This is a genomic window from Streptomyces xiamenensis (assembly GCF_000993785.3).
Classification (GTDB): Bacteria; Actinomycetota; Actinomycetes; order Streptomycetales; family Streptomycetaceae; genus Streptomyces; species Streptomyces xiamenensis.
Genome location: NZ_CP009922.3, coordinates 4,122,420 through 4,146,204, shown reverse-complemented (window position 1 = coordinate 4,146,204; position 23,785 = coordinate 4,122,420). Strand labels below are relative to the sequence as shown.

16 protein-coding genes are annotated in these 23,785 nt (G+C 74.4%); 2 read left to right on the top strand and 14 right to left on the bottom strand.

Going from position 1 to position 23,785, the window contains the following annotated elements; genetic code table 11:
• Positions 1 to 55: 55 nt before the first annotated feature.
• The 3 genes from SXIM_RS19235 to SXIM_RS19225 all read right to left on the bottom strand — a co-directional run bounded on the left by SXIM_RS19235 (position 56) and on the right by SXIM_RS19225 (position 2,416).
• Positions 56 to 1,267, bottom strand: coding sequence for a glycosyltransferase (locus tag SXIM_RS19235; RefSeq protein WP_046724758.1), 1,212 nt, complete (start codon positions 1,265 to 1,267; stop codon positions 56 to 58).
• 296 nt (positions 1,268 to 1,563) lie between these two features.
• Positions 1,564 to 1,977 (bottom strand): VOC family protein, encoded by a 414-nt coding sequence (locus tag SXIM_RS19230; RefSeq protein WP_046725785.1) that lies wholly within the window; start codon positions 1,975 to 1,977, stop codon positions 1,564 to 1,566.
• 10 nt (positions 1,978 to 1,987) lie between these two features.
• The gene (locus SXIM_RS19225) at positions 1,988 to 2,416 is read right to left on the bottom strand and encodes a helix-turn-helix transcriptional regulator (protein ID WP_030736965.1); all 429 of its coding nucleotides are present in this window, start codon (positions 2,414 to 2,416) and stop codon (positions 1,988 to 1,990) included.
• Between the two features lie 118 nt (positions 2,417 to 2,534).
• On the opposite strand from SXIM_RS19225, the gene SXIM_RS19220 reads away from it, so the two are divergent.
• Positions 2,535 to 4,913 (top strand): ATP-binding cassette domain-containing protein, encoded by a 2,379-nt coding sequence (locus SXIM_RS19220; protein WP_107073947.1) that lies wholly within the window; start codon positions 2,535 to 2,537, stop codon positions 4,911 to 4,913.
• A gap of 65 nt (positions 4,914 to 4,978) precedes the next feature.
• Here the strand turns inward: SXIM_RS19220 and SXIM_RS19215 are convergent, their stop codons facing one another.
• The 6 genes from SXIM_RS19215 to SXIM_RS19190 form a co-directional block, all read right to left on the bottom strand.
• Positions 4,979 to 7,339 carry a xanthine dehydrogenase family protein molybdopterin-binding subunit gene (locus SXIM_RS19215; RefSeq protein ID WP_046724756.1) on the bottom strand — a complete coding sequence of 787 codons (2,361 nt, stop codon included), beginning with the start codon at positions 7,337 to 7,339 and terminating at the stop codon, positions 4,979 to 4,981.
• A 4-nt stretch (positions 7,340 to 7,343) separates the two neighbouring features.
• Positions 7,344 to 11,333: a 2Fe-2S iron-sulfur cluster-binding protein gene (locus SXIM_RS28215; protein ID WP_246156902.1), complete on the bottom strand. Its 3,990-nt coding sequence runs from the start codon at positions 11,331 to 11,333 to the stop codon at positions 7,344 to 7,346.
• Entirely contained in the window at positions 11,330 to 12,247 is a 918-nt protein-coding gene (locus tag SXIM_RS19205) for an FAD binding domain-containing protein (protein WP_030736973.1), read from the bottom strand. Before SXIM_RS19205 ends, SXIM_RS28215 begins: the two co-directional genes overlap by 4 nt.
• 130 nt (positions 12,248 to 12,377) lie before the next feature.
• Entirely contained in the window at positions 12,378 to 14,027 is a 1,650-nt protein-coding gene (locus SXIM_RS19200; protein WP_053116252.1) for a beta-N-acetylhexosaminidase, read from the bottom strand.
• 29 nt (positions 14,028 to 14,056) lie between these two features.
• Complete coding sequence (locus tag SXIM_RS19195) at positions 14,057 to 14,398, bottom strand: DUF3039 domain-containing protein (RefSeq protein ID WP_030736979.1); 342 nt, start codon at positions 14,396 to 14,398, stop codon at positions 14,057 to 14,059.
• 11 nt (positions 14,399 to 14,409) lie between these two features.
• Positions 14,410 to 14,967, bottom strand: coding sequence for a YqgE/AlgH family protein (locus SXIM_RS19190; RefSeq protein WP_030736982.1), 558 nt, complete (start codon positions 14,965 to 14,967; stop codon positions 14,410 to 14,412).
• 119 nt (positions 14,968 to 15,086) lie between these two features.
• Here SXIM_RS19190 and murA point away from each other — a divergent pair, with 119 nt between their 5' ends.
• Positions 15,087 to 16,409 carry a UDP-N-acetylglucosamine 1-carboxyvinyltransferase gene (gene murA, locus SXIM_RS19185; protein ID WP_030736985.1) on the top strand — a complete coding sequence of 441 codons (1,323 nt, stop codon included), beginning with the start codon at positions 15,087 to 15,089 and terminating at the stop codon, positions 16,407 to 16,409.
• A gap of 209 nt (positions 16,410 to 16,618) precedes the next feature.
• Here murA and SXIM_RS19180 read toward each other — a convergent pair whose 3' ends face one another.
• The 5 genes from SXIM_RS19180 to SXIM_RS19160 form a co-directional block, all read right to left on the bottom strand.
• A complete protein-coding gene (locus tag SXIM_RS19180; RefSeq protein ID WP_019433197.1) occupies positions 16,619 to 16,900 on the bottom strand; it encodes an HU family DNA-binding protein in 282 nt (93 codons plus the stop codon).
• Positions 16,901 to 17,221: 321 nt separating this feature from the next.
• Entirely contained in the window at positions 17,222 to 18,640 is a 1,419-nt protein-coding gene (locus SXIM_RS19175; protein ID WP_030736988.1) for an NAD-dependent malic enzyme, read from the bottom strand.
• A 342-nt stretch (positions 18,641 to 18,982) separates the two neighbouring features.
• The gene (locus SXIM_RS19170) at positions 18,983 to 21,313 is read right to left on the bottom strand and encodes a HelD family protein (protein WP_174864328.1); all 2,331 of its coding nucleotides are present in this window, start codon (positions 21,311 to 21,313) and stop codon (positions 18,983 to 18,985) included.
• 91 nt (positions 21,314 to 21,404) lie between these two features.
• Positions 21,405 to 22,373 carry a CehA/McbA family metallohydrolase gene (locus tag SXIM_RS19165; protein WP_078635767.1) on the bottom strand — a complete coding sequence of 323 codons (969 nt, stop codon included), beginning with the start codon at positions 22,371 to 22,373 and terminating at the stop codon, positions 21,405 to 21,407.
• A gap of 158 nt (positions 22,374 to 22,531) precedes the next feature.
• Complete coding sequence (locus tag SXIM_RS19160; RefSeq protein WP_030736994.1) at positions 22,532 to 23,680, bottom strand: uroporphyrinogen-III synthase; 1,149 nt, start codon at positions 23,678 to 23,680, stop codon at positions 22,532 to 22,534.
• Between the last annotated feature and the right edge of the window lie 105 nt (positions 23,681 to 23,785).

The window sequence follows — 23,785 nt, the reverse complement described above, 5'->3', positions numbered from 1 at the left end:
CGGCCCCGGGCCCATACCCGATACGGCCGAGGACCGGGGAAGGAGAGGCGACCGGTCAGGCCGGTACGCGCGGCGGCGCCAGCCGGCGGGCCGCGACGATCTCGGCCAGGTCCGCCGGGGCCCGGGCGAAGTCGGGGAGGGCCAGCATCGCGAGCCGGGCGGCACGCGACCGGGCCGTGGTGGCCCGGTCCTCCAGGACGGTCCGGCACGCCCGCGCGAGGAGCTCCGGGGCGGGGGTGCCGGTGAGGTGCCGGCCCAGGCCCAGCTCGGTCACCCGGCGCGCGTTGTGCGGCTGGTCGCCGAAGTTGGGCACGACCACCATGGGGGTGGCGGTGCGCACCGCCTCCCGGATGCTGTTGTACCCGCCGTGGGTCACGAACAGGTCGGCGCACTCCAGCAGCAGCGGCTGCGGAACGCGGTCGGTGAGCAGGACGTTGGGGCCCGGCTCGGCGCCCTCCAGCGGGATGCCGCCGGTGGCCACGACCGCCGTGACGTCCAGCAGGGACAGTCCGGTGACGATGGTGCGCAGCATGGCCGCCGGATCGCTCGCCTCGGGCGGCAGCGGCACTTTCCACCCGGCCTCGCGGAAGGTGGGCAGGACGGTGCCGAGGGCGGCGAGTACGAGGGGCCGGTCGCCCGGCAGCCGGGCGGCCCAGGGCGGGAGTTCGCCGCTCACCTCGACCGCCGTGGTCTGCCGGTAGGCGAGCGCGGCGGTGGGGTGGCGGGCGAAGCCGTACGCGGGCGGCATGTAGTCGAACCGGCCGTACGGGTACAGGCTCGCCGGGTCCTCGCGGGCGGGCACGCCGGCGGCGGTCCGCAGGGCGTTGAGCGGCGGCAGCAGCGGTGCGGGGTCGATCAGGTTGAGGAAGCCGCTGGGGAAGGGGAGTTGCGGGATGTCCCGGTCCTCGGCGAGGACGACGGCGGCGAAGTCCATGCCGTCCCGGACGACGGCCTCGGGCCGTACCTCCCGTGCCACCTCCCGCAGAACGGCCAGCACGGTGTGGGCGTACGGGCCGGCCAGCAGCGCCGTCAGCGGGTGGTCGGGCGAGGACATGTCCTGCGCGGGGTCGAACACCACGTCCCGGCCCGGCCGGGGAACGTCCGGCAGGACGGCGCGGACGGCGAGCCGGTCGGCGGCGAACACCGGGGCGACGGCCTCGGTGGTGAGGACCGTGACCTCGTGCCCGGCCGTGGCGAGTGCGCGGGCCAGGGGCAGCAGGGCCCGGCCGTGCGAGGGGGAGGCCATGGCGGTGCACAGGACGCGCATGGGGTTCCTTCCGGGAGGGGCGGGTGGCGGGTGACCTGTGCAGATGTACCCCGGCCGGCGGCGTCGGATGGGCGTCCGGCCGCGAACTCACCCGTTCCGGTGGACGTTTGTCCCGCCATCCGCGCGATGCCCCGGGCGCGGTGCGCCGTTGTGCGGTCGTGCACGCGCGCGCCGGGCCACCGTCTCGCCGTGCCGTTGGCCGCGCTGTCCGCCGTGGCGTCAACACCGGGAGCGTCATGCGTACTCCAGCCGTCGCCCTCGCGCTCACCCTCGCGGTATCGCCGCCGGGGGCCGGGTCAGCTCAGCGGCTGCTTGAAGCGCAGCAGGTTGCCGGCCGGGTCGCGGAAGGCGCAGTCGCGGACGCCGTAGGGCTGGTCCATCGGCTCCTGGAGCACCTCGCCCCCCGCCGCGCTGATGCGCTCGAACGTCGCGTCGCAGTCGTCGGTCGCGAAGATCACGCCGCCCAGCATCCCCTTGGCCATCAGTTCGGCCATGGCCTGCCGGTCCTCGGGCGAGGCGTTGGGGTCGGCGAGCGGGGGTTCCAGGACGATGGAGACGCCCGGCTGGGCGGGCGAGCCGACGGTCACCCAGCGCATCCCCTCGAAGCTGACATCGTTGCGTACTTCGAGGCCGAGCGCGTCGCGGTAGAAGGCGATCGCCTGATCGTGATCGTCGACGGCGATGAAGCACTGGGAGATCGTGACATCCATGCCGCCCACGCTACGGGCGGGCGGCGCCGGTGGCTTCTCCGTCCCTGACCGGCCGGGTGTGGATCTTCGCCATGCAGGCGGGGATGGCGGCGCCCGCCTCGTGGCCACGGGCCCGGTAGGCGCTGGGGCTCTCGCCGACCAGCTGGGTGAAGCGCGTGCTGAAGGACCCCAGCGACGTACAGCCGACCGCCATGCACACCTCGGTCACCGACAGGTCGCCGCGCCGCAGGAGCGCCTTGGCGCGTTCGATGCGGCGGGTCATCAGATAGCTGTACGGGGTCTCGCCGTACGCGGCGCGGAAGCTGCGGGAGAAGTGGCCAGGCGACATGAGGGCTCCGCGCGCGAGCGCGGGCACGTCCAGCGGCTCGGCGTAGTCGCGGTCCATCCGGTCGCGGGCCCGCCGCAGCCGGACGAGGTCGTCGAGGTCGGGCTGTCTCACCCGTTCAGTGTCCCAGACGGGTCAGGTATGGAGAAGCGGCGGCGACGGGGCCCGACTAGCGTGACAGACCAGACAATACCGATCAGAAATGATCAGAACCATCAGCTCAGGAGTGATCATGTCCGCCGCACCGCACATCGCCGACCTCCACGGACTCATCCGGGTGCACGGAGCGCGCGAGAACAACCTGCGCGACGTCAGCGTCGAGATCCCCAAGCGCCGGTTGACGGTGTTCACCGGGGTCTCGGGTTCGGGCAAGAGCTCGCTGGTCTTCGACACGATCGCCGCCGAGTCGCAGCGGCTGATCAACGAGACCTACAGCGCGTTCGTCCAGGGCTTCATGCCGGCCCAGGCGCGGCCCGAGGTCGACGTGCTCGAAGGGCTGACCACCGCGATCATCGTCGACCAGCAGCGGATGGGCGCCGACCCGCGCTCCACGGTCGGCACCGCCACCGACGCCAACGCGATGCTGCGCGTCCTCTTCAGCCGGCTCGGGCAGCCGCACATCGGCCCGCCCGGTGCGTACGCCTTCAACGTGCCCTCGGTCCGGGCGAGCGGGGCGATCACCGTGGAGCGCGGCGCCAAGAAGGCCGTGAAGGCCACCTTCACCCGCACCGGCGGCATGTGCCCGCGCTGCGAGGGCCGCGGCACCGTCTCCGACATCGACCTCACCCAGCTCTACGACGCGGACAAATCCCTCAACGAGGGGGCGCTCACCATCCCCGGTTTCACGGCCGGCGGCTGGAACCACCGGCTGTACGCGTCCTCCGGCTTCTACGACCCGGACCGGCCGATCCGCGCGTTCACCACGACCGAGCTGCACGACTTCCTCCACCGCGAGCCGACCCGGATGAAGATCGAGGGCATCAACATGACCTACGAGGGGCTCGTCCCCCGGGTCCGGAAGTCGATGCTCGCCAAGGACCCGGAGGCGATGCAGCCGCACATCCGGGAGTTCGTGGAACGGGCCGTCACCTTCACCGCCTGCCCCGAGTGCCACGGCACCCGGCTCAGCGAGGCCGCCCGCTCCTCCACGATCGGCGGCGTCAGCATCGCCGACGCCTGCGCGCTGCAGATCAGCGACCTGGCGCAGTGGGTGGGCGGCCTCACCGAACCCTCGGTGGCGCCCCTGCTCACCGCGCTGCGGCACACCCTGGACTCCTTCGTGGAGATCGGCCTGGGCTACCTCTCCCTCGACCGGTCCTCGGGCACCCTGTCGGGCGGCGAGGCGCAGCGCGTGAAGATGATCCGCCAGCTCGGCTCCTCGCTCACCGACGTCACCTACGTCTTCGACGAGCCCACCACCGGACTGCACCCGCACGACATCCAGCGCATGAACGACCTGCTGATGCGGCTGCGCGACAAGGGCAACACCGTCCTGGTCGTCGAGCACAAACCAGAGGTCATCCGCATCGCCGACCACATCATCGACCTGGGCCCCGGCGCCGGCACCGCCGGCGGCACGGTCTGCTTCGAGGGCACCGTGGCGGGGCTGCGGGCCAGTGACACGGTCACCGGGCGCCACCTGGAGGACCGGGCCGCGCTCAAGGAGCGGGTGCGCACCCCGAGCGGGACGCTGGAGATCCGCGGCGCGGACGCGCACAACCTGCGGGACGTGGACGTCGACATCCCGCTCGGGGTGCTCACGGTCGTCACCGGCGTGGCGGGTTCCGGCAAGAGCTCCCTCGTGCACGGCTCGCTGCCGCCGCGCTCGGGCGCGGCCGGCGAGGGCGTGGTCTCCATCGACCAGAGCCCGATCCGCGGCTCGCGGCGCTCCAACCCGGCCACGTACACCGGGCTGCTCGAACCGGTCCGCAAGGCGTTCGCCAAGGCCAACGGCGTCAAGCCCGCCCTGTTCAGCGCCAATTCGGAGGGTGCCTGCCCGAACTGCAACGGCGCCGGGGTGATCTACACCGACCTCGGCATGATGCGCGGCGTCTCGACCACCTGCGAGGAGTGCGAGGGCAAGCGCTACCAGGCGGCGGTGCTGGAGTACCACCTGGGCGGCCGGGACATCAGCCAGGTACTGGCCATGCCGGTGGCCGAGGCGCGGACGTTCTTCGGCGGCGACGGGGAGGCCCCGCTCCCGGCCGCGCACCGGATCCTGGACCGGCTGGCCGCGGTGGGGCTCGGCTATCTGACCCTGGGCCAGCCGCTGACGACCCTGTCGGGCGGCGAACGGCAGCGGCTCAAGCTCGCCACCCACATGGGCGACAAGGGCGGGGTGTACGTCCTGGACGAGCCCACGGCCGGGCTGCACCTGGCGGATGTCGAGCAGCTGCTCGGCCTGCTCGACCATCTCGTGGACTCCGGGAAGTCGGTGATCGTCGTCGAGCATCACCAGGCGGTGATGGCGCACGCGGACTGGATCATCGACCTGGGACCCGGCGCCGGACACGACGGCGGCCGGATCGTCTTCGAGGGCACCCCGGCGGAGCTGGTCGCCGCGCGTTCGACCCTCACCGGCGAGCACCTGGCGGCGTACGTCGGCGCCTGAGCCGGGCCCGGTGGGGCGGGCGCCGGGCCCGCCCCACCCGTCCGTCCGCGCGGGGGTCCGCGCCGTTACGCGGGGACGCCGGCCGGTCCCGGCACCGCGCCCGCCGCACCGGCGGCGCCCGCCTGGCCCGCGGTGACCACCGCCGACTGCGGGCGGATCGGCAGCCGGTTCACCGGCCGCCCGGTGGCCGCCCGTACGGCCGCGGCCACCGCCGCCGGGGACACCACGACGGGCGCCGCGCCCGCCGCCTTGGCCCCGAACGGCGCGACCACGTCCCGCTCCTCCAGCAGCTTCACGATCCGGATCTCCGGCACGTCCAGCGCGGTCGGCAGCGCGTAGTCGGCGAAGTCCGGGCGCCGCACCACGCCGCGCGCCACCCGCAGATGCTCCATCAGCGCGGTGCCCACGCCCTGCGTGACGCCCGCCTCGATGCGGGCCCTCAGCTGCGCCGGGTTGAGGATGCGGCCCACGTCCTGCGCGATGGCCATCTCCACCACCCGCACCGAACCCAGCTCGACATCCACGTCCACCACGGCCCGTACCGCCGCGAACGCCAGGCCCACGAAGGCGTCGCCCTGACCGGCGGCGTTCAGCGGCTCGGTGGGGTGCGGGCGGCACTGCGCCGTCGCCCACAGCTCCTTGCCCTCCAGGGCCTCCGCCACCGTCGTGCTCAACACCCCGTCATAGGAGGTGATCTTGCCGTCCGCGATGGTCAGCAGCTCGGCCGACATCCCGAAGGTCGCGGCCAGCGGCTGGAGCAGCTGGGTGCGGACCATCTTCGCCGCCCGCTCCACCGCCCCGCCCGAGACCCAGGTGTTGCGGCCGCGCAGCCCGGGACCGGCCGGCGGCTGATCGGTGTCGACCGGTGCGACATGCACCTCCTCGACCCCCAGCACCTCCTGCACGATCTGCCGCGCCAGCGTGGCGAACCCCTGCCCCGTCTCCACCGCCGCGCACAGCACGGTGGCCACCGAACCCTCCACCTTGACGGTGGCCGTGGACACCTCGTCGGCGCCCTCCGCGCCGAGCATGTGCACCATGCCCAGGGCGTAGCCCACGCCACGGCGCACCGCCCCCGGATCGGCGGCGCCGTCCGGGCCGCCGGGCAGCACCCAGTCCTCGTCGGGCGGCGGCGGGAGCGGGGACTCCCGTACCGCGCGCAGCAGTTCGGCGACCGGCGCCGGGCAGGTGACGGCCTGCCCGGTGGGCAGCGGGTCACCCGTACTCAGCACGTTGCGGGCCCGCACCTCGGCCGGGTCCAGGCCGAGCCGGGCGGCCAGCTTGTCCATCTGGCCCTCGTACGCGGCGCACACCTGGAGGGCGCCCTCGCCCCGCAGATGGCCGGAGGGCGGGTTGTTGGTGCGCACCGCCCAGCCGTCGACGACGGCGTTCGGGACGCGGTACGGGCCGGCGGCGAACGACACGGCCGCCGCCAGCGCTTCGGCAGAGCCGTCGGCGTACGCGCCCGCGTCCATGAGCAGTTGCGCCTCGACCTTCACCAGCTTGCCCTCGCGGTCGGCGTGGTGCCAGTAGCGCAGCATGGTGGGGTGCCGGTGCGGGTGGCCCAGGAACGACTCCTCGCGGGTGGCCGCCAGCTTCACCGGGGACGCGGTGCGGATGGCGAGCAGGGCCAGGGGCAGTTCGAAGCCGAGGTCCTCACGATCGCCGAACGCGCCCGGCACACCCGTCACATAGACCTTGACCTGCTCCTGTTCCAGCCCCAGGCAGGCGGCCAGCCGGTCGCGGTCGCCGTGCGGGTCGGTGCTGCCGGTGTACACCTCGACGCCGCCGTCGGGGCGGGGCACCGCGAGGCCGGCCTCGGCCCCTATGGGGGCGGGGTCCTGGCGCCCGATGCGGTAGACGCCCTCGACGACGATCTCGCCGTTCATGTTCGGGTCGCCGTGGCGCAGCGGGATGTGCCGGATGATGTTGCCGTCCGGGTGGAGCGGTTCGGCCTCGAACACCTTCTCCGGGTCGGTGACGGGCGGCAGTACCTCGTACTCGACGGCGATCGCGGCGGCGGCCAGCCGGGCCGTCTCGGGGTGATCGGCGGCGACGGCGGCCACCGGCTCACCGTGGTAGCGGACTTCGTCGGCGGCCAGCGGCGGCCGGTCGCCCGGGGGTGTGCCGCCCACGTCGAGGTGCGTGACGACGGCGCGCACGCCGGGCAGGGCGGCGGCCTCGGACGTGTCGATGCCCCGGATCCTCGCCCGCGGGTGCGGGGCCCGCAGCACCGCCGCCCACAGCAGCCCTTCGGCCCACAGGTCGGCGGTGTACGGGTAGACGCCGGTGGTCTTGGCGGCGGCGTCGGCCGGCGGAACGGAGGCGCCGAGGCCGAGCGCCGGGGCACCCTCGGCAGGGCCCGGCGCGGGCTCGGCACCGGCGACGGTGACGGCGGTGATGCCGTCGATGGGCTGCTCGCTCATCGTGTCAGGCGTCTCCCTCGGACGGACCGGACTGCTGCGGAATACGAGGCGGCTCGGCGGCGGTCCTGGCGGCCCGTTCGATGTGCTCGGCCCGTTCGGCCCGCTCGTCGATCACGGTGCGGACGGCGTCCAGCACGCCACGGTAGCCGGAGCAGCGGCACAGGTTGCCGCACAGCGCCTGGCGGGTCTGGAGCTCGGTGGGCTGGTGGTTGCCCTCCAGGAGATCGTGCACCGTCATGGCCATGCCGGGCAGGCAGAAACCGCACTGCACCGCGCACGAGGAGAGGGCGCGCTGCACGTCGGAGGGTTCCTCCTCGGTACCGAGCCCTTCGACCGTGCGGATCTCGCACCCGGCGGCGGTCGCGGCCGGAACCAGGCAGGCCGCGACGAGGCGCCCGTCGACCTGCACGGAGCAGGCCCCGCACTCGCCCTGCGAGCAGCCGTCCTTGGCCCCGGCGAGGCCGAGGCGCTCGCGCAGGACGTAGAGCAGGGACTCGCCGATCCAGGCGCTGCTGACGGCACGGTCGATGCCGTTGACGCGCAGCACGTAGGAGGTCTCGGGGTGCTCGCTGTCGGTGGGGGGCGGCGGGGGCGCGATCTCGCTCTCGCCGTGGGTGGGGTCGGTGACCTCGGAGGGGATCACCCAGGACCCGGACTCGTCCCCGCCTCCGCTGCCGCCGAAGGTGGCGGGCCGCTGCACGGGGCCGCTCTCGGCGGCCGGGGGCGGCGTGGAGGTGAGGTGGGCGTCCGGGCCGGGGCCCGGGGCGATGGGCCCGGCGGCGCCGCCGTCCGGCGGGGGGGCGGAACCCTCCGGGGCCGGGGCGTGCGCGCCGGCCTCCGCTGCCGCCGGGGCGTCGCCGCCCGGCGCCGCGTGGACGGCCGCGCCGGGTGCCTCGGGGCCGGCCCCGGTGGCGCCGGGAGCGGCTTCGGCGTCCGGGCCGGCCGCCACGTCGACCCCTGCGGGTGCGGGCGGCGAACCGGCGGGGGCGGCGGGCGCCTGGGCGTGGCCGTGTTCCGGCCCGGCGGCGCCGGAAGCGGCAACGGCTGCGGCCGGTACGGGAATCGCCTCGGCCTCCGGCCGGGCGGCGTCGGCCGGACCGGCCCCGCCGGGCCCCGGTTCACCGGGGAAAGAAACCGTTTCCGCTGAAGGCGCGCCCGGGGATTCCGGTCCTGCCCAGGCACCGCCGCCCGCTCCGGGCTGCCCCGGTACTGGGCCCCGGTCGGTCGCCGCGTCGCCGTCCCGGGCACCGGCGTGCGGTGCTCCGTCCTGACCGTGCTGGGCGTGCTGGCCGTGCTGCTGCCAACCGGCGTCCGGTGCGGCCCCGTTCTCGACGCCGGGCTGCGGACCCCGTCCTGCGGTGTCGCCCGCGTCGGGCGCCACTGGTCCGTCCCAGCCGGCCTGCGGAGCGTGCTCCGCGCCCGGCGGCAGCGGGACACCTCGCCCGTCGGTGCCATCCGGCACCGGACCGCCCTGAGCGGGAACCCCCGCCACCGCAGGCCCATTCCGGTCGGAGGGCGCGGCGCTCGGGGCGCCGGGGTCGGCGGCGTCCGCCGCCTCGCCGTGAGCGGACGCGGGCACCGTCGCGGGCACACCGTTCGGCGCCTCGGCCGTACGGACGTCGCCCGGCGCCGCGTTGCCCGAGGCGTCGGTCCACGCCGCCGGTGGCGCGCCATGCTGCGTCGCGCCGGCAGCAGCGTCCAGCGGCGCGGGGGCGCCCGATGACGCCTCCGGCCATGTCCCCTGCGGGACTCCGTTGTGCGTGGCGTTTCCACCGGCTTCCGGCCGCACGCCCTCGGGCGCACCGTGCCCGCCCGCAGCACCGTGGGCTTCGGACGCGGGGGCGGCACCGGCCGGCACGTCGGACCGCGCCGCCTGCGGCGCGCTGTCTCCGGCGGAGGCGTCGGTCCACTCGGCATGTGGGGCGCCACCGCCCACGGGGCCGGCTCCGGCGGTCGGCTGCACGCCGTGCGCCGCTCCGGCCGTCCCTTCGGGCGCACCGTGTTCACCCGCGCCACCCGGTGTTTCCGGCGCTGGGGCGCCACCCGCCGAAGCGTCGGACCGCGCCGCCTCCGGCGCACCGTCTCCGGTGGAGGCAGCGGGCACGCCGCCCGTCGCCGCAGGCCCTGTGGTGTCGGGCCACTGCGCGGGAGGCGCGCCGCCCTCCACGGGGGCGGCCCCGGCCGCCGGCTGTAGGTGGTGCGCCGGTGCTGCCGCACCGTGAGGCCCGCCGGGCACGTCGGCGCCGTTCTGCGCCCCGGCCCCACGGGCACCGCTCGTCGCGGGGTTGCCCGGTGTGTCGGGCCACGCCGCCTGCGGAACCGCCCCGTCCGGGGCGTCGCCGTGGGCGACGCCCGCTCCCGTGGTGCCAGGAGTGTGCGGCCAGGTGCCCTGCGGGGCATGGCCGTTCGTGGCGTCGTCACCGGCGGCCGACCGCGTGTCGGCGACCGGACCGGCGGGACGCGCGGCGGAGCTGTCCGCGCTCGCCACGTCGGACGGAGCGGGCACGCCTGAGCCGCCGGCACCCGGCCAACCCGCCTGGGACGCACCGTCGTGCGGGCCACCGCTCACGCCGGACGGAACCGGTACCCCGGCACCGTCGGACCAGTCCGCCGGCGGTGGGCCACCCGGCACGACCTCACCCGGACCGGCGGGACCCGCAGCCGCACTCGGGGCGCCGGTCGGCGTGGTCACACCACCGTGTGTCTCCGGCCATCCCGCCGGAGGCGCGGCACCGGTCTCCGGCGCCATCGAACCGTGCTGAGCGGGGAGTTCGCTTCCCCCGGTGGCCGGCCAGCCGGCCTGCGGCGCGCCGCCCGCGGGCTGGGCGCCGCTCACCGGGGTACCTCCCGTGTCCGGTGCGGCGGACGGGCCACCGGAGGCACTGTCGGACCAGGACTGCCGCTGTGCGTCGCCGTGGCCAGCCTGGACAGCGTTGGCACCGCCGGCAGTGCCGGAGGGCGCGTCGAACCAGCTGGGGCGCCTGGCCTCGCCGGCCTGGGCGTTCGGCGCCCCGGACGGGGCGGGCGCTCCGTTGCCGTGCGCCTCGGTCCAGGGGGCAGCCGCGTTGTCGCCGCCGTCCACAGGCTGTGGGGATGCGGCCGGACCGTGCCCCGTGTCAGGCGCGACAGCGGTGGCCCGGTGCGGCCATGATGTCTGGCCCGTGGCCTCGTTCGGGGCCGCGTCCCCGGGGTTCCCTGCCGGGGCCGCCCCGTTGGCGCCGTTGTGGGGCCATGTCGGCTGGGCCTCTTGGCCGTTCGTGGCGGCCGGTGCCTGCGTTCCCGGGTCGTTCCAGCCCGTGCCGTGCGGTGGTGTCGCTCCGCCGGCCTGCTCGGGCCAGCCCGGCTGCGCGGCCCGGTCCATGGCGACGTCGGTGGGCACCGCGCCGGTGGCGGCGAGGGTGGCCGCCGCGCCCGGCCAGCTGCCGGTGCGTCCGTTCTCCGTCGTGTCCGGCCAATCGTTGTGCGGCGCGGCACCGTTGGCCGCGCCGGGCGCCTCGGCCCCCGGCCCGGCACCGGTGGATGCGGCGGCGTCCTGCCAGCCCTCCCGCAGCGTGGCGCCGCCGGTGTGCACGTCGCCCTCTGCGCCCGTCCCCGCGCCGGCCGCGGCCGGCCAGCGGGCGGCTGCCGCGCCGGGCCAGGAGGCGGTGCCGCCGCCGGTCTGCTGCGCGCCCGGCCAGCTCGTCTGCTGGGGGGCGGTCCAGGGGCCGGACTCCGGCAGTTCGCCCTGACCGCCCTGCTGCGCCGGCGGCGCCTGCTGCATCTGCTGCGTGTGTTGCGTCTGTTGCGTCTGCTGTGCGAAGGGCAGGGACCACGCCCCGGTCGCACCGGGGTCGGTGACCGGGGAGCCGCCCCCACTCACCGAGAGCGGGTCCGCCCCCGGCACCGGCTGGGGCGGCAACTGCACGAACGCCGTCGCGTCCGCGTCGTAGTCGCCGCCGTACTCCCCCGCGGCCCAGCCACTCTGTGGCCGTGGCCGCCGCTGATCGTCGTTCATCGCAGCGCCCTTCCGAGTCCACGGCGGGCCAGTGTCGCCACGGTTCGCCTCACATGCAGCACAGCAGCCGGCAGTTGCGCCTCCCCCGGCTGCGGATCGGGAACGCAGGCCAGGCCCACGTAGTCGCCGAACGCGGTCAGCGCCTCGGGCGCCAGCGCCCGCCCGTGTTCGCCGTCCCAGTCGACCAGCGACGCCACCCACCGCTCGGCGTCCAGCGGGCGCAGTGGCATCGGCGCGACGCCGCCCACCGCGCACCGCACCTCGCGCCGTATCGGGTCGAGCACCACCGCCACCGATGCCAGCGCCCGCCCGGGGCCGCTGCGCGCGGTCGCCTTCAGGAAGGTCTGGGGAGCGTGCAGCAGCGGAACCCTGACGTGGGCGAGCAGTTCGGCGGGGCGCAGGTGGTCCATGCCGGCCAGCAGGTTGCTGACGGGGATCTGCCGGCCCTGACCCTCGGGACCGGCCACCAGCAGCGTCGCCTCCAGTGCGGCGAGCACCGGCAGGGTGTCGCCGGAGGCCGCCGCGGAGATGATGTTGCCGCCCAGCGTCCCGGCGTTGCGCACCTGGGGCGGCCCCGCCGAGCGGGATGCCGCGGCCAGGGCCGGGATGAGGGCGGCGAAGTCGGGGCGGCTCATGCGCGCGTGCGTGAGGCACGCGCCGAGCAGCGCGTGCCCGTCCTGGTACTCCCAGCCGCGCAGTTCACCGAGCCGGCCGAGACTGACCAGGGCGGCGGGCCGCAGCAGCCCGGCGTTGACCCCGGCCATCAGGTCGGTGCCGCCCGCCACGGGTACGGCGGCCGGGGTGTCCACCAGCGCTGCCACGGCGTCGTCCAGGGTGGCGGGCAGCGCGACGAGTTGGGCGCCCTGGTTCCGCGGCGCTTGCGCCCGAGAGGCCTGAGGTGCGTGCGTGCTCAATCCAGCTGCCCCTTTCCGGCTGTCCCGGCTGCCCAGCCGTACGGTCTGCGAGGCAACTCTGGCACATTTTCCCGCTCCACCGGTGCCGGGGTCACCCTCATTCCGGAAGCGCGTCACGCCCGTTGCGAACTCAGCCGGGCTCGCCGTCGACGGGACGCCCGAGTTGTCCGGAGTGCCCGGCGGGCATCGGCCGCCGCTGCCAGGGGTGCGGGCCGCCCGGCGGCCGGTACGCGACACCCAGCGCGTCGAGCCGCGCGTAGTGCGCGCGTGTCATCCGCTGTGCGAAGTCGGGCCACGAGCGCCGCCCGGGCGCGCTCCACGCCACCTCCGCGAGCGCGCACAGCCGCGGGTAGGTCTGGTAGTCGGCGCGGGCCTCGCTGTCGACGAGTTCGGTCCACAGGTTGGCCTGGGTGCCGATGACGTGCCGCTCCGCCTCCTGCCCTGCCAGTGCGGGCGGCACCGGCTCGAACTCGTATACGTCGCGCAGCGTGCGGACCCAGCCGACCGGCATCGGCTCGTCCTCCCCCGGTGCCTGCCGGTGGTCGAGGTAGACGAACTGTTCGGGGCACATCACCACGTCGTGCCCCGCCGAGGCCGCCGCGATGCCGCCCTCGTAGCCGCGCCAGGAGGAGACCGCGGCGCCCGGCGCCAGTCCGCCCTCCAGGATCTCGTCCCAGCCGATCAGCCGCCGTCCGCGCTCGCTCAGCCAGCGGTCGAAGTGCCGGATGAACCACGACTGGAGCCCGTCCTCGTCCCGCAGTCCCTCCCGGGCGATCCGCTCCTGGGCCACCGGTGAGGTGCGCCACTGGTCCTTGGGGCATTCGTCGCCGCCGATGTGGATGAAGCGCGAGGGGAAGATCTCCAGGACCTCGGCCAGGACGTTCTCGTAGAAGCGCAGCACCTCGTCCGTGGGGGCGAGCACGTGCGGGCTGATGCCCCAGTCGGTCCACACCCCGGGGGAACCGTGCCCCTCGTTGCCCAGCCAGGGGTACGCGGCGATGGCGGCCTGCGAGTGCCCCGGCAGTTCGATCTCGGGGACGACGGTGATGTGCCGCCCGGCGGCGTAGGCGACGATCTCCCGCAGGTCCTCGCGGGTGTAGAAGCCGCCGTGCGGCCGTTCGTCCCACAGCGGGGAGTGGCGGTGCCCGTAGCGGGAGCGGGGCCGCCAGGCGCCCGTCGCGGTCAGTTCGGGGTAGCGGTCGATCTGGACGCGCCAGCCCTGGTCGTCGGTGAGATGCAGATGGAGCACGTTGAGCTTGTGGGCGGCCATCAGGTCCAGCTGGCGCAGCACGCCCGCCTTGGGCAGGAAATGGCGGGAGACGTCCAGCATGAAGCCGCGCCAGGCGAAGCGCGGGGCGTCCTCGACGGTGACGGCCGGCAGCCGCCACTCACGTCCGGTGAGCGGGGCGTGACGGTAGGCGTCGGATCCGGCGAGCTGGCGCAGCGTCTGGGCGCCCCAGAAGACCCCGGCCGGGCCGCCGCCCGTGATGAGCACCCCGTCCTCGTTCGCGATCAGCCGGTACGCCTCGGGGCCGCCGGCCAGCTCCGGGTCCACGGTCAGCCGCACCCGTGGCCCATGCTCGGCGCCGGACGGCTCCAGGCCCAGGAAAGCCCGCAGCAGGCGGGCCGTCCCTTCCGTACCGGGGGCGGCGTGGAGTACGGCCCCCGGCCCCAGTGCGGGCCCGGCCCCCGGGCCCGGCGTGTACGTCAGCGGTGCCGGTACGAGATCGGCGCCCGTGGTCCCGGGAGCCCCGGCGGTCTCGGCGTTCTCAGCAGTCATGGAGGGATGGTTCCCGCCACGGCGGCGGCCTACTTCTTGCCGCCGCCCTTGCCGTCCTTGCCGCCCTTGCCACCGCCGCCGAAGGCGCCCATGGACTCGTAGATCTCCTTGCACATGGGGCAGACGGGGTACTTCTTCGGGTCCCGGCCCGGTACCCACACCTTGCCGCAGAGCGCCACGACGGGCGTGCCGTCCAGCGCGCTCGCCATGATCTTGTCCTTCTGGACATAGTGGGCGAAGCGCTCATGGTCGCCATCGCCGTGCGATGTCTGCGGGACGGGCTCGACGAGGGTGCCGGTGCCCTCCCCCAGCCTCCGGCCGGGGGTGCCCCCATCGCTCTCTAGCCGCTGCTCTGGTTCAAGGGTGCTCATGACCACCAAGCCTAATTGAGCGAGGGGTCATCCGGGTAAGTGGCGAGCAGCGCCAGTTTGCCGCGCTGGCGGCGGAGCACCGCCCGCCACAGGCCCTCGGGGCGCGGGGCGGACACGTCCCCCGGTTCGGACTCCACCACGTACCAGGCGCCCTCCTCCAGCTCGGCCTCCAGTTGCTCGGGCCCCCATCCGGCGTAGCCGGCGAAGACCCGCAGGGAGCCGACCTCGGCGGCCAGCACCTGGGGCGGCGCCTCCAGGTCCACCAGGCCGATCGAACCGTGCACCCGACGCCAGCCCAGCGGCCCGGTGCCGGGCACGACGGCGAGGGCGAGGGCGGCGTCCAGGGCGACGGGGCCGCCCTGGAAGACGACGCCGGGATCGCCCGCCAGCTCGGCCCAGCCCTCCAGCACCTCGGAGACGCCGACCGGGGTGGGACGGTTGAGGACGACCCCGAGGGCTCCGTCGGAGTCGTGGTCGAGCATCAGCACCACGGCGCGCTCGAAGTTGGGGTCGGACAGCGCGGGGGTGGCCACCAGCAGCCGCCCGGTGAGCGAGGACACCTCGGTCATGAGGACATGATTCCCCATCGGGAGGGCGGTGGGGAGTGCCGGGTGCGGACCGTGTGGAGCATTACCATTTCGATTACCTCCGCTCGATTCCCCCGGCCCTCTTGGAGATCGCGAGTTCCATGACTGACGACGTCCTGATTGTTCATGGCGGCACCCCGATCGAGGGCGAGATCAAGGTGCGGGGCGCCAAGAACCTCGTGCCGAAAGCCATGGTGGCGGCGCTGCTCGGCAGCAGTCCGTCCCGGCTGCGCAATGTCCCCGATATCCGTGATGTCCGTGTTGTGCGCGGGCTGTTGCAGCTGCACGGTGTGACCGTGCGCACCGGCGAGGAGCCCGGCGAGCTGTACATGGACCCCTCGCGGGTCGAACGCGCCAACGTGGCCGACATCGACGCGCACGCCGGCTCGTCCCGCATCCCGATCCTGCTCTGCGGCCCGCTGCTGCACCGGCTCGGGCACGCGTTCATCCCCGGCCTCGGCGGCTGCGACATCGGCGGCCGCCCGGTCGACTTCCACTTCGACGTGCTGCGCCAGTTCGGCGCCACCATCGACAAGCGCGCCGACGGCCAGTACCTGGAGGCACCGCGCGGGCTGCGCGGCTGCAAGATCCGGCTGCCGTACCCCTCCGTGGGCTCCACCGAACAGGTGCTGCTGACCGCCGTGCTGGCCGAGGGTGTGACGGAACTCTCCAACGCCGCGGTCGAACCGGAGATCGAGGACCTCATCTGCGTGCTCCAGAAGATGGGCGCGATGATCTCCATGGACACCGACCGCACCATCCGCATCACCGGCGTGGACCGTCTGGAGGGGTACACCCACCGGGCCCTCCCGGACCGCCTGGAGACCGCCTCGTGGGCGAGCGCCGCCCTGGCGACCAAGGGCAGCGTCTACGTACGCGGGGCCGCCCAGCGGGAGATGATGACGTTCCTGAACGTCTACCGGAAGGTGGGCGGTGCCTTCGAGATCGACGACGAGGGCATCCGCTTCTGGCACCCGGGCGGCCCGCTCAACGCGATCGCGCTGGAGACGGACGTCCACCCCGGGTTCCAGACCGACTGGCAGCAGCCGCTGGTGGTCGCCCTGACCCAGGCGTCGGGGCTGTCCATCGTGCACGAGACGGTGTACGAGTCGCGGCTCGGATTCACCAGCGCGCTCAACCAGATGGGCGCGCACATCCAGTTGTACCGCGAGTGCCTGGGCGGCTCGGCCTGCCGGTTCGGGCAGCGCAACTTCCTGCACTCGGCCGTGGTGTCGGGGCCGACCACACTCCAGGGCGCGGATCTGGTGATTCCCGATCTGCGCGGCGGGTTCTCTTATCTGATCGCGGCGTTGGCGGCGCAGGGCACCTCGCGGGTGCACGGCATCGACCTGATCAACCGCGGCTACGAGAACTTCATCAAGAAACTGGAGGATCTGGGCGCGAAGGTCGAGCGCCCCGCGTAACCCGGCGCCCCGCGGCGCCCGTCCCGCGTCCCGCCCCCGGCCGCACGGCCAACCGTCATCCGGGGGTGGGACGCGGGACACGCGCCGTACACGGACGACGAAGAGGGTGGCCCCCTGGCTGGGGGCCACCCTCATACGTTCACCACCACGGTCAGCGGCTCCTCGCGGTGCCTACTGCCGGTGGTACTGCCCAGAGCCTGCGCTCAGGGTCACTTGCCCTTGGCGGCTTCCTTGAGCTTGGAGCCCGCGGAGACCTTGACGCTGTACCCGGCGGGGATCTGGATCGGCTCGCCGGTCTGCGGGTTGCGGGCGGTACGCGCCGCGCGGTGGGTCCGCTCGAAGGTCAGGAAGCCGGGGATGGTGACCTTCTCGTCGCCCTTGGACACGATCTCCCCGGTGATCTCCGCGAAGGCCGCCAGTACAGCGTCGGCGTCCTTCCGGGTCACCTCGGCACGCTCGGACAGAGCGGCCACCAGCTCACTGCGGTTCATATTTCGTACTCCCGTGTTCTTCCTTGCCGATGAGGCGTGAGATCGAAGCCGATGCTGCCAGGACCCTCGGACAGTTCCCGGACCCGGGTCAGCTTTGGTGACCCTCGCGCCCGGATACGCATCCTGCCCCCACCAGTGGTGTGAAGGCCAATCCGGCGCCCGCGGTGTCACACGAAGAGTCCTGGCGTCCGTCCCGGGGCTCAGCCTCCGCATCACCCTACGGGGGGCGCCGGTGGCCCCGGCAACCGACTCGCCGGGGGCGGGCCGGTGCCGGGGCCGTACGGAGCCGTGTGCGGGCCGCTGCGGGCCGCGCGGTGTGGCCTACGCCTCGGCGGCGTGGGTGGCCTGGGCGGCCTCGCGGACGGCGCCGGAGACCGCGCCGGAGACCTTCTCGTTGAACACCGACGGCACGATGTAGTTGGCGTTCAGCTCGTCCTCGCCCACGACATCGGCCAGCGCGCGGGCGGCGGCCAGCATCATCGCGGTGTTGACGGTGCGTGACTGCGCGTCGAGCAGACCGCGGAAGACCCCGGGGAAGACCAGCACGTTGTTGATCTGGTTGGGGAAGTCCGAGCGGCCGGTGGCCACCACGGCGGCGGTCTGCCGCGCGATGGCCGGGTCGATCTCCGGGTCGGGGTTGGCGAGCGCGAACACGATGGAGTCGTCGGCCATGGCCGCGACGTCGTCGGCGTCCAGCACGTTGGGGGCCGAGACCCCGACGAAGACGTCGGCGCCGACGATGGCGTCCTTGAGGGTGCCGGTGACGCCGTCGGGGTTGGTGTTGTCGGCGATCCAGCGCAGCGGGGTGCCGGGTTCGGCGTCCACCAGGTCGGTGCGGCCCGCGTGCACGACGCCGTGGATGTCGGTGACGACGGCGTGCTTGACGCCGGCCGCCAGCAGCAGCTTGAGGATCGCGGTGCCGGCCGCGCCGGCGCCGGACATCACCACGCGGACGTCGGCGAGTTCCTTGTCGACGACGCGCAGCGCGTTGTGCAGCGCGGCGAGTACGACGATGGCGGTGCCGTGCTGGTCGTCGTGGAAGACCGGGATGTCCAGGGCCTCGCGCAGCCGCGCCTCGATCTCGAAGCAGCGCGGGGCGGAGATGTCTTCGAGGTTGATGCCCGCGAAACCGGGGGCGATCGCCTTGACGACCTCGACGATGGCGTCGGTGTCCTGGGTGTCCAGGCAGATCGGCCAGGCGTCGATGCCGGCGAACCGCTTGAAGAGGGCCGCCTTGCCCTCCATGACGGGCAGCGCGGCCTGCGGGCCGATGTTGCCCAGGCCCAGGACGGCGGAGCCGTCGGTGACCACGGCGACGCTGTTGCGCTTGATGGTCAGGCGCCGGGCGTCCTCGGGGTGGGCGGCGATCTGGGTGCACACCCGGGCCACGCCGGGGGTGTAGATCATCGAGAGGTCGTCGCGATTGCGAATCGGGTGTTTCGACGTCATCTCGATCTTGCCGCCGAGGTGCATCAGAAACGTACGGTCGGAGACCTTGCCGAGCGCGACGCCCTCGATGCCCCGGAGCTTTTGCACGATCTCGTCCGCGTGCGCCGTGGAGGAGGCGGCGATCGTGACGTCGATACGCAGCTTCTCGTGGCCGGACGCGGTGACGTCGAGACCGGTGACGGAACCCCCGGAGGACTCCACGACCGTGGTGAGCTGACTGACCGCCGTGCCGCTGGCCGGAACTTCCAGCCGAACGGTCATCGAGTACGAGACGCTGGGCGCCGTTGCCATGAGCCGACTTCCTTCACTTTCACCTTCACGCGTGCCCCCGAATGGTCGCACCTACCGTGGAGTAGCCGGTAACCCAGGGGGATCGACCTATATGACCGTAACAACGCAAGGGGTGCGTACGGCACCGGGGTGAGGGAGAGAGTGTGAGAAAAGTCTTGACACCGACCCGCCAGCTCGCCTCGCGGCAAGTGGTCGCTCGTAGCGACAATGGTTGGGCCCGGGGGCATGGATCGGGCCGGTGCCACCTAAAGCGTAACAAACCACAGCAGAACACAACTAGAGCGTTCCGCCGCCGAATCGCTCGTTCCTCGTTCTACCTCATACGCGCGGCGCATATGCCTGTCAGGTCTCCCTGAGCAGATCGGGCACCCCGTCCCCGTCGGGGTCGTCCGCGGCACCGGCCAGGACGGTCAGCCGCTGCGTCGCCCGGGTGAGCGCCACGTACAGCACCCGCAGCCCCACCGGGGACTCGTCCGCGATCTCCGCCGGGCTCACCACCAGCGTGGCGTCGTACTCCAGCCCCTTGGCCTCCAGGGAGCCGAGCACCAGCAGCCGCTCCCCCGCGCCCGCCAGCCAGCCACGCACCTGCGCGCGGCGGCCCATCGCCACCACCACGCCGACGGTGCCCTCCACCTCCGCCAGCAGCCGCTCGGCCGCCGCCCGCACGGCCGCCTCGCCCGGGCTGCGCTCCGGCGCGCCGTCCCGGCCCACCGCCACCTCGTACACCGGGCGCACCCCGGTGGCGCGCACCGCGCGGGGCGGCACCGTGCCCGGCATGGCCAGCGCCAGCACCCGGTCGGCGACCTGGGCGATCTCGGCCGGGTTGCGGTAGTTCACGGTCAGCTCGAAGCGGCGCCGCGGGCGGGTGCCCAGCGCGCCGTCCTTCTCGGCCGCCGCCTCCTCGGGCGCCGACCACGAGCTCTGCGCCGGGTCGCCGACGATCGTCCAGGTCGCCTGGCGGCCCCGGCGGCCCACCATCCGCCACTGCATCGGGGTGAGGTCCTGCGCCTCGTCCACGATGATGTGCGCGTAGTCGGCGCGCTCCCCCTCCTGCTCGCGGCGCTCGCGCCGCTCCCGGCGTGAGGGGCCGAGCCGGTCGGCGTACGTGCTCAGCTCCTCCAGGCCGGTGAGCAGGTCCAGCGGGTCGGCCTCGCGCCGCTCCCGTTCCCTGGGCCGGGAGGGGGTGCCCAGCAGCTGCCGCAGTTCGTCCAGCAGCGCGATGTCGTGGACGGAGAGGCCGCCGCCGTCGGGGGTGACGCGGCGCAGCGAGCGCGCCAGCTGGCGCACCTCGCGCGGGCGCAGCAGGCGGCGTGCCCAGCGGCCGAGCCGGGACTCGTCCGCCATGGCGCGCAGCACCTGCAGCGGGGTGACCTCGGGCCACCAGGCGTCGAGGAAGTCGGTGAAGGCGTCCTCGGTGGAGATGTCCTCGTTGAAGCCGTCGCGGGCCTCCTGGGCGAGTTCGGCGTCGCCGTAGCGGCGGGCGGCGGCGCCCGACTTGTGCCACAGGGCGTCCAGCAGGAGACGGCGGGCGCGGGGCCGGAGCAGGTTGACGGGGGCGGTGCCGCCGAGGGCCTGCTGCCGTACGCGGTCGAGGTCGGCGGCGTCGAGTTCGACGCGGGCGTTGAAGGCGACGACGCGGAGCCGCTCGGGCGCCTTGGGCGTGTCCACGGCGCCGCGCGCCGCGCGGGACAGCACGCGCGCCATGGCGGCGGAGCCCTTGACCCGGGCGACGGGCGGCTCGTCGTACGCCTGCGCCTCGACGCCCTCCACCAGCGAGCCCAGCGCCCGGATGACGACCTGGCCCTCCTCACCGAGCGCGGGCAGCACGCCCTCGGTGTACGAGACCAGCAGCGGAGTGGGCGAGACGATCAGGATGCCGCCCGCGTAGCGGCGCCGGTCCTGGTACAGCAGGTAGGCGGCGCGGTGCAGGGCGACGGCGGTCTTGCCGGTGCCGGGGCCGCCGGTCACCTCGGTGACGGAGACGGCGGGGGCGCGGATCACCTCGTCCTGCTCGGCCTGGATGGAGGCCACGATGTCGGTCATCCGGTGGCCCCTGGTGCGCCCCAGGGCCGCCATCAGCGCGCCGTCGCCGACCACCGGCAGTTCCTCGCCGGCCAGGGTGGCGCGCAGCTCGGGGCGGAGCAGGTCGTCCTCGACGCCCAGGACGCGGCGGCCCTTGCTGCGGATGACGCGGCGCCGCACGACGCGGCCGGGGGCGACCGGGGTGGCGCGGTAGAACGGGGCGGCGGCGGGGGCGCGCCAGTCGATGACCAGCGGGACGTACTCGGCGTCGAGCACGCCCAGCCGTCCGATGTGCAGGGTCTCGGCGATTTCGGCGGCCGGCTCACCGTCGGGGCCCGGGCGGACGGCGTCCTCGGCGGGGTCCACCGAGGTCAGCGCCCCGTCGGGGCCGCGCCGTCCGTCCTGGCCGGCGAGCAGGTCGATGCGGCCGAAGAGGAAGTCCTCGAACTCGTTGTTCAGCCGGGACAGGTGCATCCCGGCCTGGAAGACCTGCGCGTCGCGCTCGGCCAGCGCGCCCGGGGTGCCGACCTGCACGCGCTTGGCGGCATCCGCCATCAGGAACTCGGCCTCGTGGATCTTCTCCTCAAGCCGCCCGTACACGGTGTCGAGGTGCCGTTGCTCGCCAAGGACCTCCCGTTCCCGTACGTCCACGACCTCGGCCCCCTTCTGACCTGCGCACTGGCATATGCACTGCACTGAAGAACGGCGCACTACGGTACGCGAAGCCTGCGGCGCGCTTGTCTCAGGCCGCCCCCAGAAGCACCGGATTGCTCAGCGCCGCCATCGCGCCGTCCGCGTCGCGCACCTCGGCCCGCACGAACCCCGACTCCCGTGGCCCGGTGTGCCATTCGACGGTGCCGGTCCCCGAGGCGGGCAGTGTGGCACGGTGCGCGGCGCCCAGCTCGGTGTGGAAGGTGACCGTCGCGTGCGGCACGCCGTGTATCGCCGCCCTGACCAGGCAGGGCTCATCGACGGCCGCCGTCAGCCGGTCGCCGGGGCCCGCGCGGCGTGCCGTGTCCCCGGCCCCCGCCACGGCCGAGAAGTCCAGCGTGACCGCCGCGGAGGCGGCGATCCAGCTGTGCCCGGCACGCAGCCCGGCCAGCAGCGCTGCCTGGCCGGGCGACTCGGCGCGTACGACGGTGTGCGGGATGCCGAGCTGCCCCTCCAGGTGGGTGTCGCTGCCGCCCAGCGCGGGCCGCCACCGGCCGCCGTGCACGCCGGCCGCCAGCCCCCGGCCCCATTCGGCCAGCGCCGCCTCGTTGTCGGCCTGCCACGGCACCCGCGAGGTCCACGGCCCGTTCCACACCTCGACGGCGTCGAAGCCCTCGTAGGGATACATGAACGTGCCGGAGGGGTAGGGCGCGTGGGGGTGGGCGGCCACGCACAGGCCGCCGACGGCGTGCACCTCGTCCAGGTGCCGGTGCAGGACGCCGTCGCGCACGCCGTAGCGCCAGTCGATGAGCCGGCCGGGCGGCAGGCCGAGTGCCAGCCAGTGGCCGGTGGCGGTGGTGACCTCCTCCCCCGGGATCACGAGCGGGTCGCCGGGGGTGCGCGGCCAGGCGCCGTGCGCGTCCGCGGTGTTGTGGTCGGTGCCGGCCAGGAAGTCGAGTCCGGCGGCGCGGGCGGCGGCCAGCAGCAGCCGGGGGGTCAGCGTGCCGTCCGAGTACACCGAGTGCACATGGCAGTCGCCCCGGTACCAGCGGTGCCCCATGGTCCCTCCCGCGTCCCTCGTGCCGCCGCCTCGCGCCGCACTGCACCGCGCTGCGCTGCGCCGCGCTGCCATGGTGATGGCCTCGGCCTGTGCCCGGGCAAACATGGCGGGTGTGGAGCGGGCGGTTCGGTGTGCCCGGCCGCCGGGCCGCGCTGCGGTCATCCGGCGTACTTGTCGCCGTCCCCCGCCGTGGGGTCGAGCGCCAGGCGGTACCCGCGCTTGACGACCGTCTGAATGATCGTCGGGGCACCGAGCGCGGTGCGCAGCCGGGCCATCGCCGTCTCCACCGCGTGCTCGTCGCGGCCCGCGCCCGGCAGGGCCCGCAGCAGTTCACCGCGCGGCACCACCCAGCCGGGGCGCCTGGCCAGGGCCCGCAGCAGCGCCATCCCGGCGGGCGGCACCGGCCGCAGTTCGCCGTCGATCACCGCCGCGTGGCCGCGTACCTCCATCCGCCGTCCGGCCACCGGCAGCACCCGTGCGCGGGTGGGGAGTTCGGTGCACAGCAGTTGCACCAGGGGGCCCAGCCGGAAGCGTTCGGGGTGCCGTACCGGTACGTCCCGTGATTCCAGCGGCAGTGCGGTGACCGGGCCCACGCAGGCCGCCAGCACGTCCCGGCGAAGGGACTCCAACAGGGGTTCCAGCAGCCCGCGTTCCTCCGCCCGGCGCAGCAGGGAGGCCGCCGCCGGGGCGCTGGTGAAGGTCAGGGCGTCCAGGCCGCCCGCCAGGGCCACGTCGATGAGCCGGTCCACGGGGGCGATGTCCTGCGGCGGCATCCAGCGGTAGACGGGGACCTCCACCACCTGTGCCCCGGCCTCGCGCAGCGCCTCGATGAAGCCGGGCAGCGGCTCGCCGTGCAGCTGGAGCGCGATCCGGCGGCCCTGGACGCCGCCGTCCAGCAGCCGCGCGAGGACCTCGGCCATCGATTCGGAGGCGGGTGACCACTCCTCGGTGAGCCCGGCCGCCCGGATGGCGCCGCGCACCTTGGGGCCGCGCGCCAGCACCTCGGAGCGTCCCAGGGTGGCGAGCAGTTCCTGCCCGACGCCCCAGCCCTCGGCGGCCTCCACCCACCCCCGGAAGCCGATCGCGGTGGTGGCGATCACCACGTCCGGCGGGTGGGTGGTCAGCTCCCGGGTGGCGTGCAGCAGTTCGTCGTCGTCGGAGAGCGGGACGATCCGCAGCGCCGGGGCGTGCACCACCTCGGCGCCGCGCCGCCGCAGCAGGGCGATCAGTTCCTCCGCCCGTCGTGCGGCGGTCACCCCGACCGTGAATCCGGCCAGGGGGTCGATCGGCTGGGGGTCTCGCTGCATCTGGTGGTTCCCAAGGGGCAAGAGGGTGTCGAGCCTGGCGGACCAGCCTGTCAACGGCCGGTGACAGGGCTGCTCCCGTCAGGTTTCCCGGGTGTAACGCCGCGG

Excerpts from the sequence above, each read along its gene's own strand:
- SXIM_RS19215 (WP_046724756.1), bottom strand. The coding sequence starts at position 7,339 with ATGAGCGAGCAGCCCATCGACGGCATCACCGCCGTCACCGTCGCCGGT.
- murA (WP_030736985.1), top strand. The coding sequence starts at position 15,087 with ATGACTGACGACGTCCTGATTGTTCATGGCGGCACCCCGATCGAGGGC.
- SXIM_RS19190 (WP_030736982.1), bottom strand. The coding sequence starts at position 14,967 with ATGACCGAGGTGTCCTCGCTCACCGGGCGGCTGCTGGTGGCCACCCCC.
- SXIM_RS19195 (WP_030736979.1), bottom strand. The coding sequence starts at position 14,398 with ATGAGCACCCTTGAACCAGAGCAGCGGCTAGAGAGCGATGGGGGCACC.
- SXIM_RS19220 (WP_107073947.1), top strand. The coding sequence starts at position 2,535 with ATGTCCGCCGCACCGCACATCGCCGACCTCCACGGACTCATCCGGGTG.
- SXIM_RS19200 (WP_053116252.1), bottom strand. The coding sequence starts at position 14,027 with ATGACTGCTGAGAACGCCGAGACCGCCGGGGCTCCCGGGACCACGGGC.
- SXIM_RS19230 (WP_046725785.1), bottom strand. The coding sequence starts at position 1,977 with ATGGATGTCACGATCTCCCAGTGCTTCATCGCCGTCGACGATCACGAT.
- SXIM_RS19165 (WP_078635767.1), bottom strand. The coding sequence starts at position 22,373 with ATGGGGCACCGCTGGTACCGGGGCGACTGCCATGTGCACTCGGTGTAC.
- SXIM_RS19175 (WP_030736988.1), bottom strand. The coding sequence starts at position 18,640 with ATGGCAACGGCGCCCAGCGTCTCGTACTCGATGACCGTTCGGCTGGAA.
- SXIM_RS28215 (WP_246156902.1), bottom strand. The coding sequence starts at position 11,333 with ATGAACGACGATCAGCGGCGGCCACGGCCACAGAGTGGCTGGGCCGCG.
- SXIM_RS19235 (WP_046724758.1), bottom strand. The coding sequence starts at position 1,267 with ATGCGCGTCCTGTGCACCGCCATGGCCTCCCCCTCGCACGGCCGGGCC.
- SXIM_RS19180 (WP_019433197.1), bottom strand. The coding sequence starts at position 16,900 with ATGAACCGCAGTGAGCTGGTGGCCGCTCTGTCCGAGCGTGCCGAGGTG.
- SXIM_RS19160 (WP_030736994.1), bottom strand. The coding sequence starts at position 23,680 with ATGCAGCGAGACCCCCAGCCGATCGACCCCCTGGCCGGATTCACGGTC.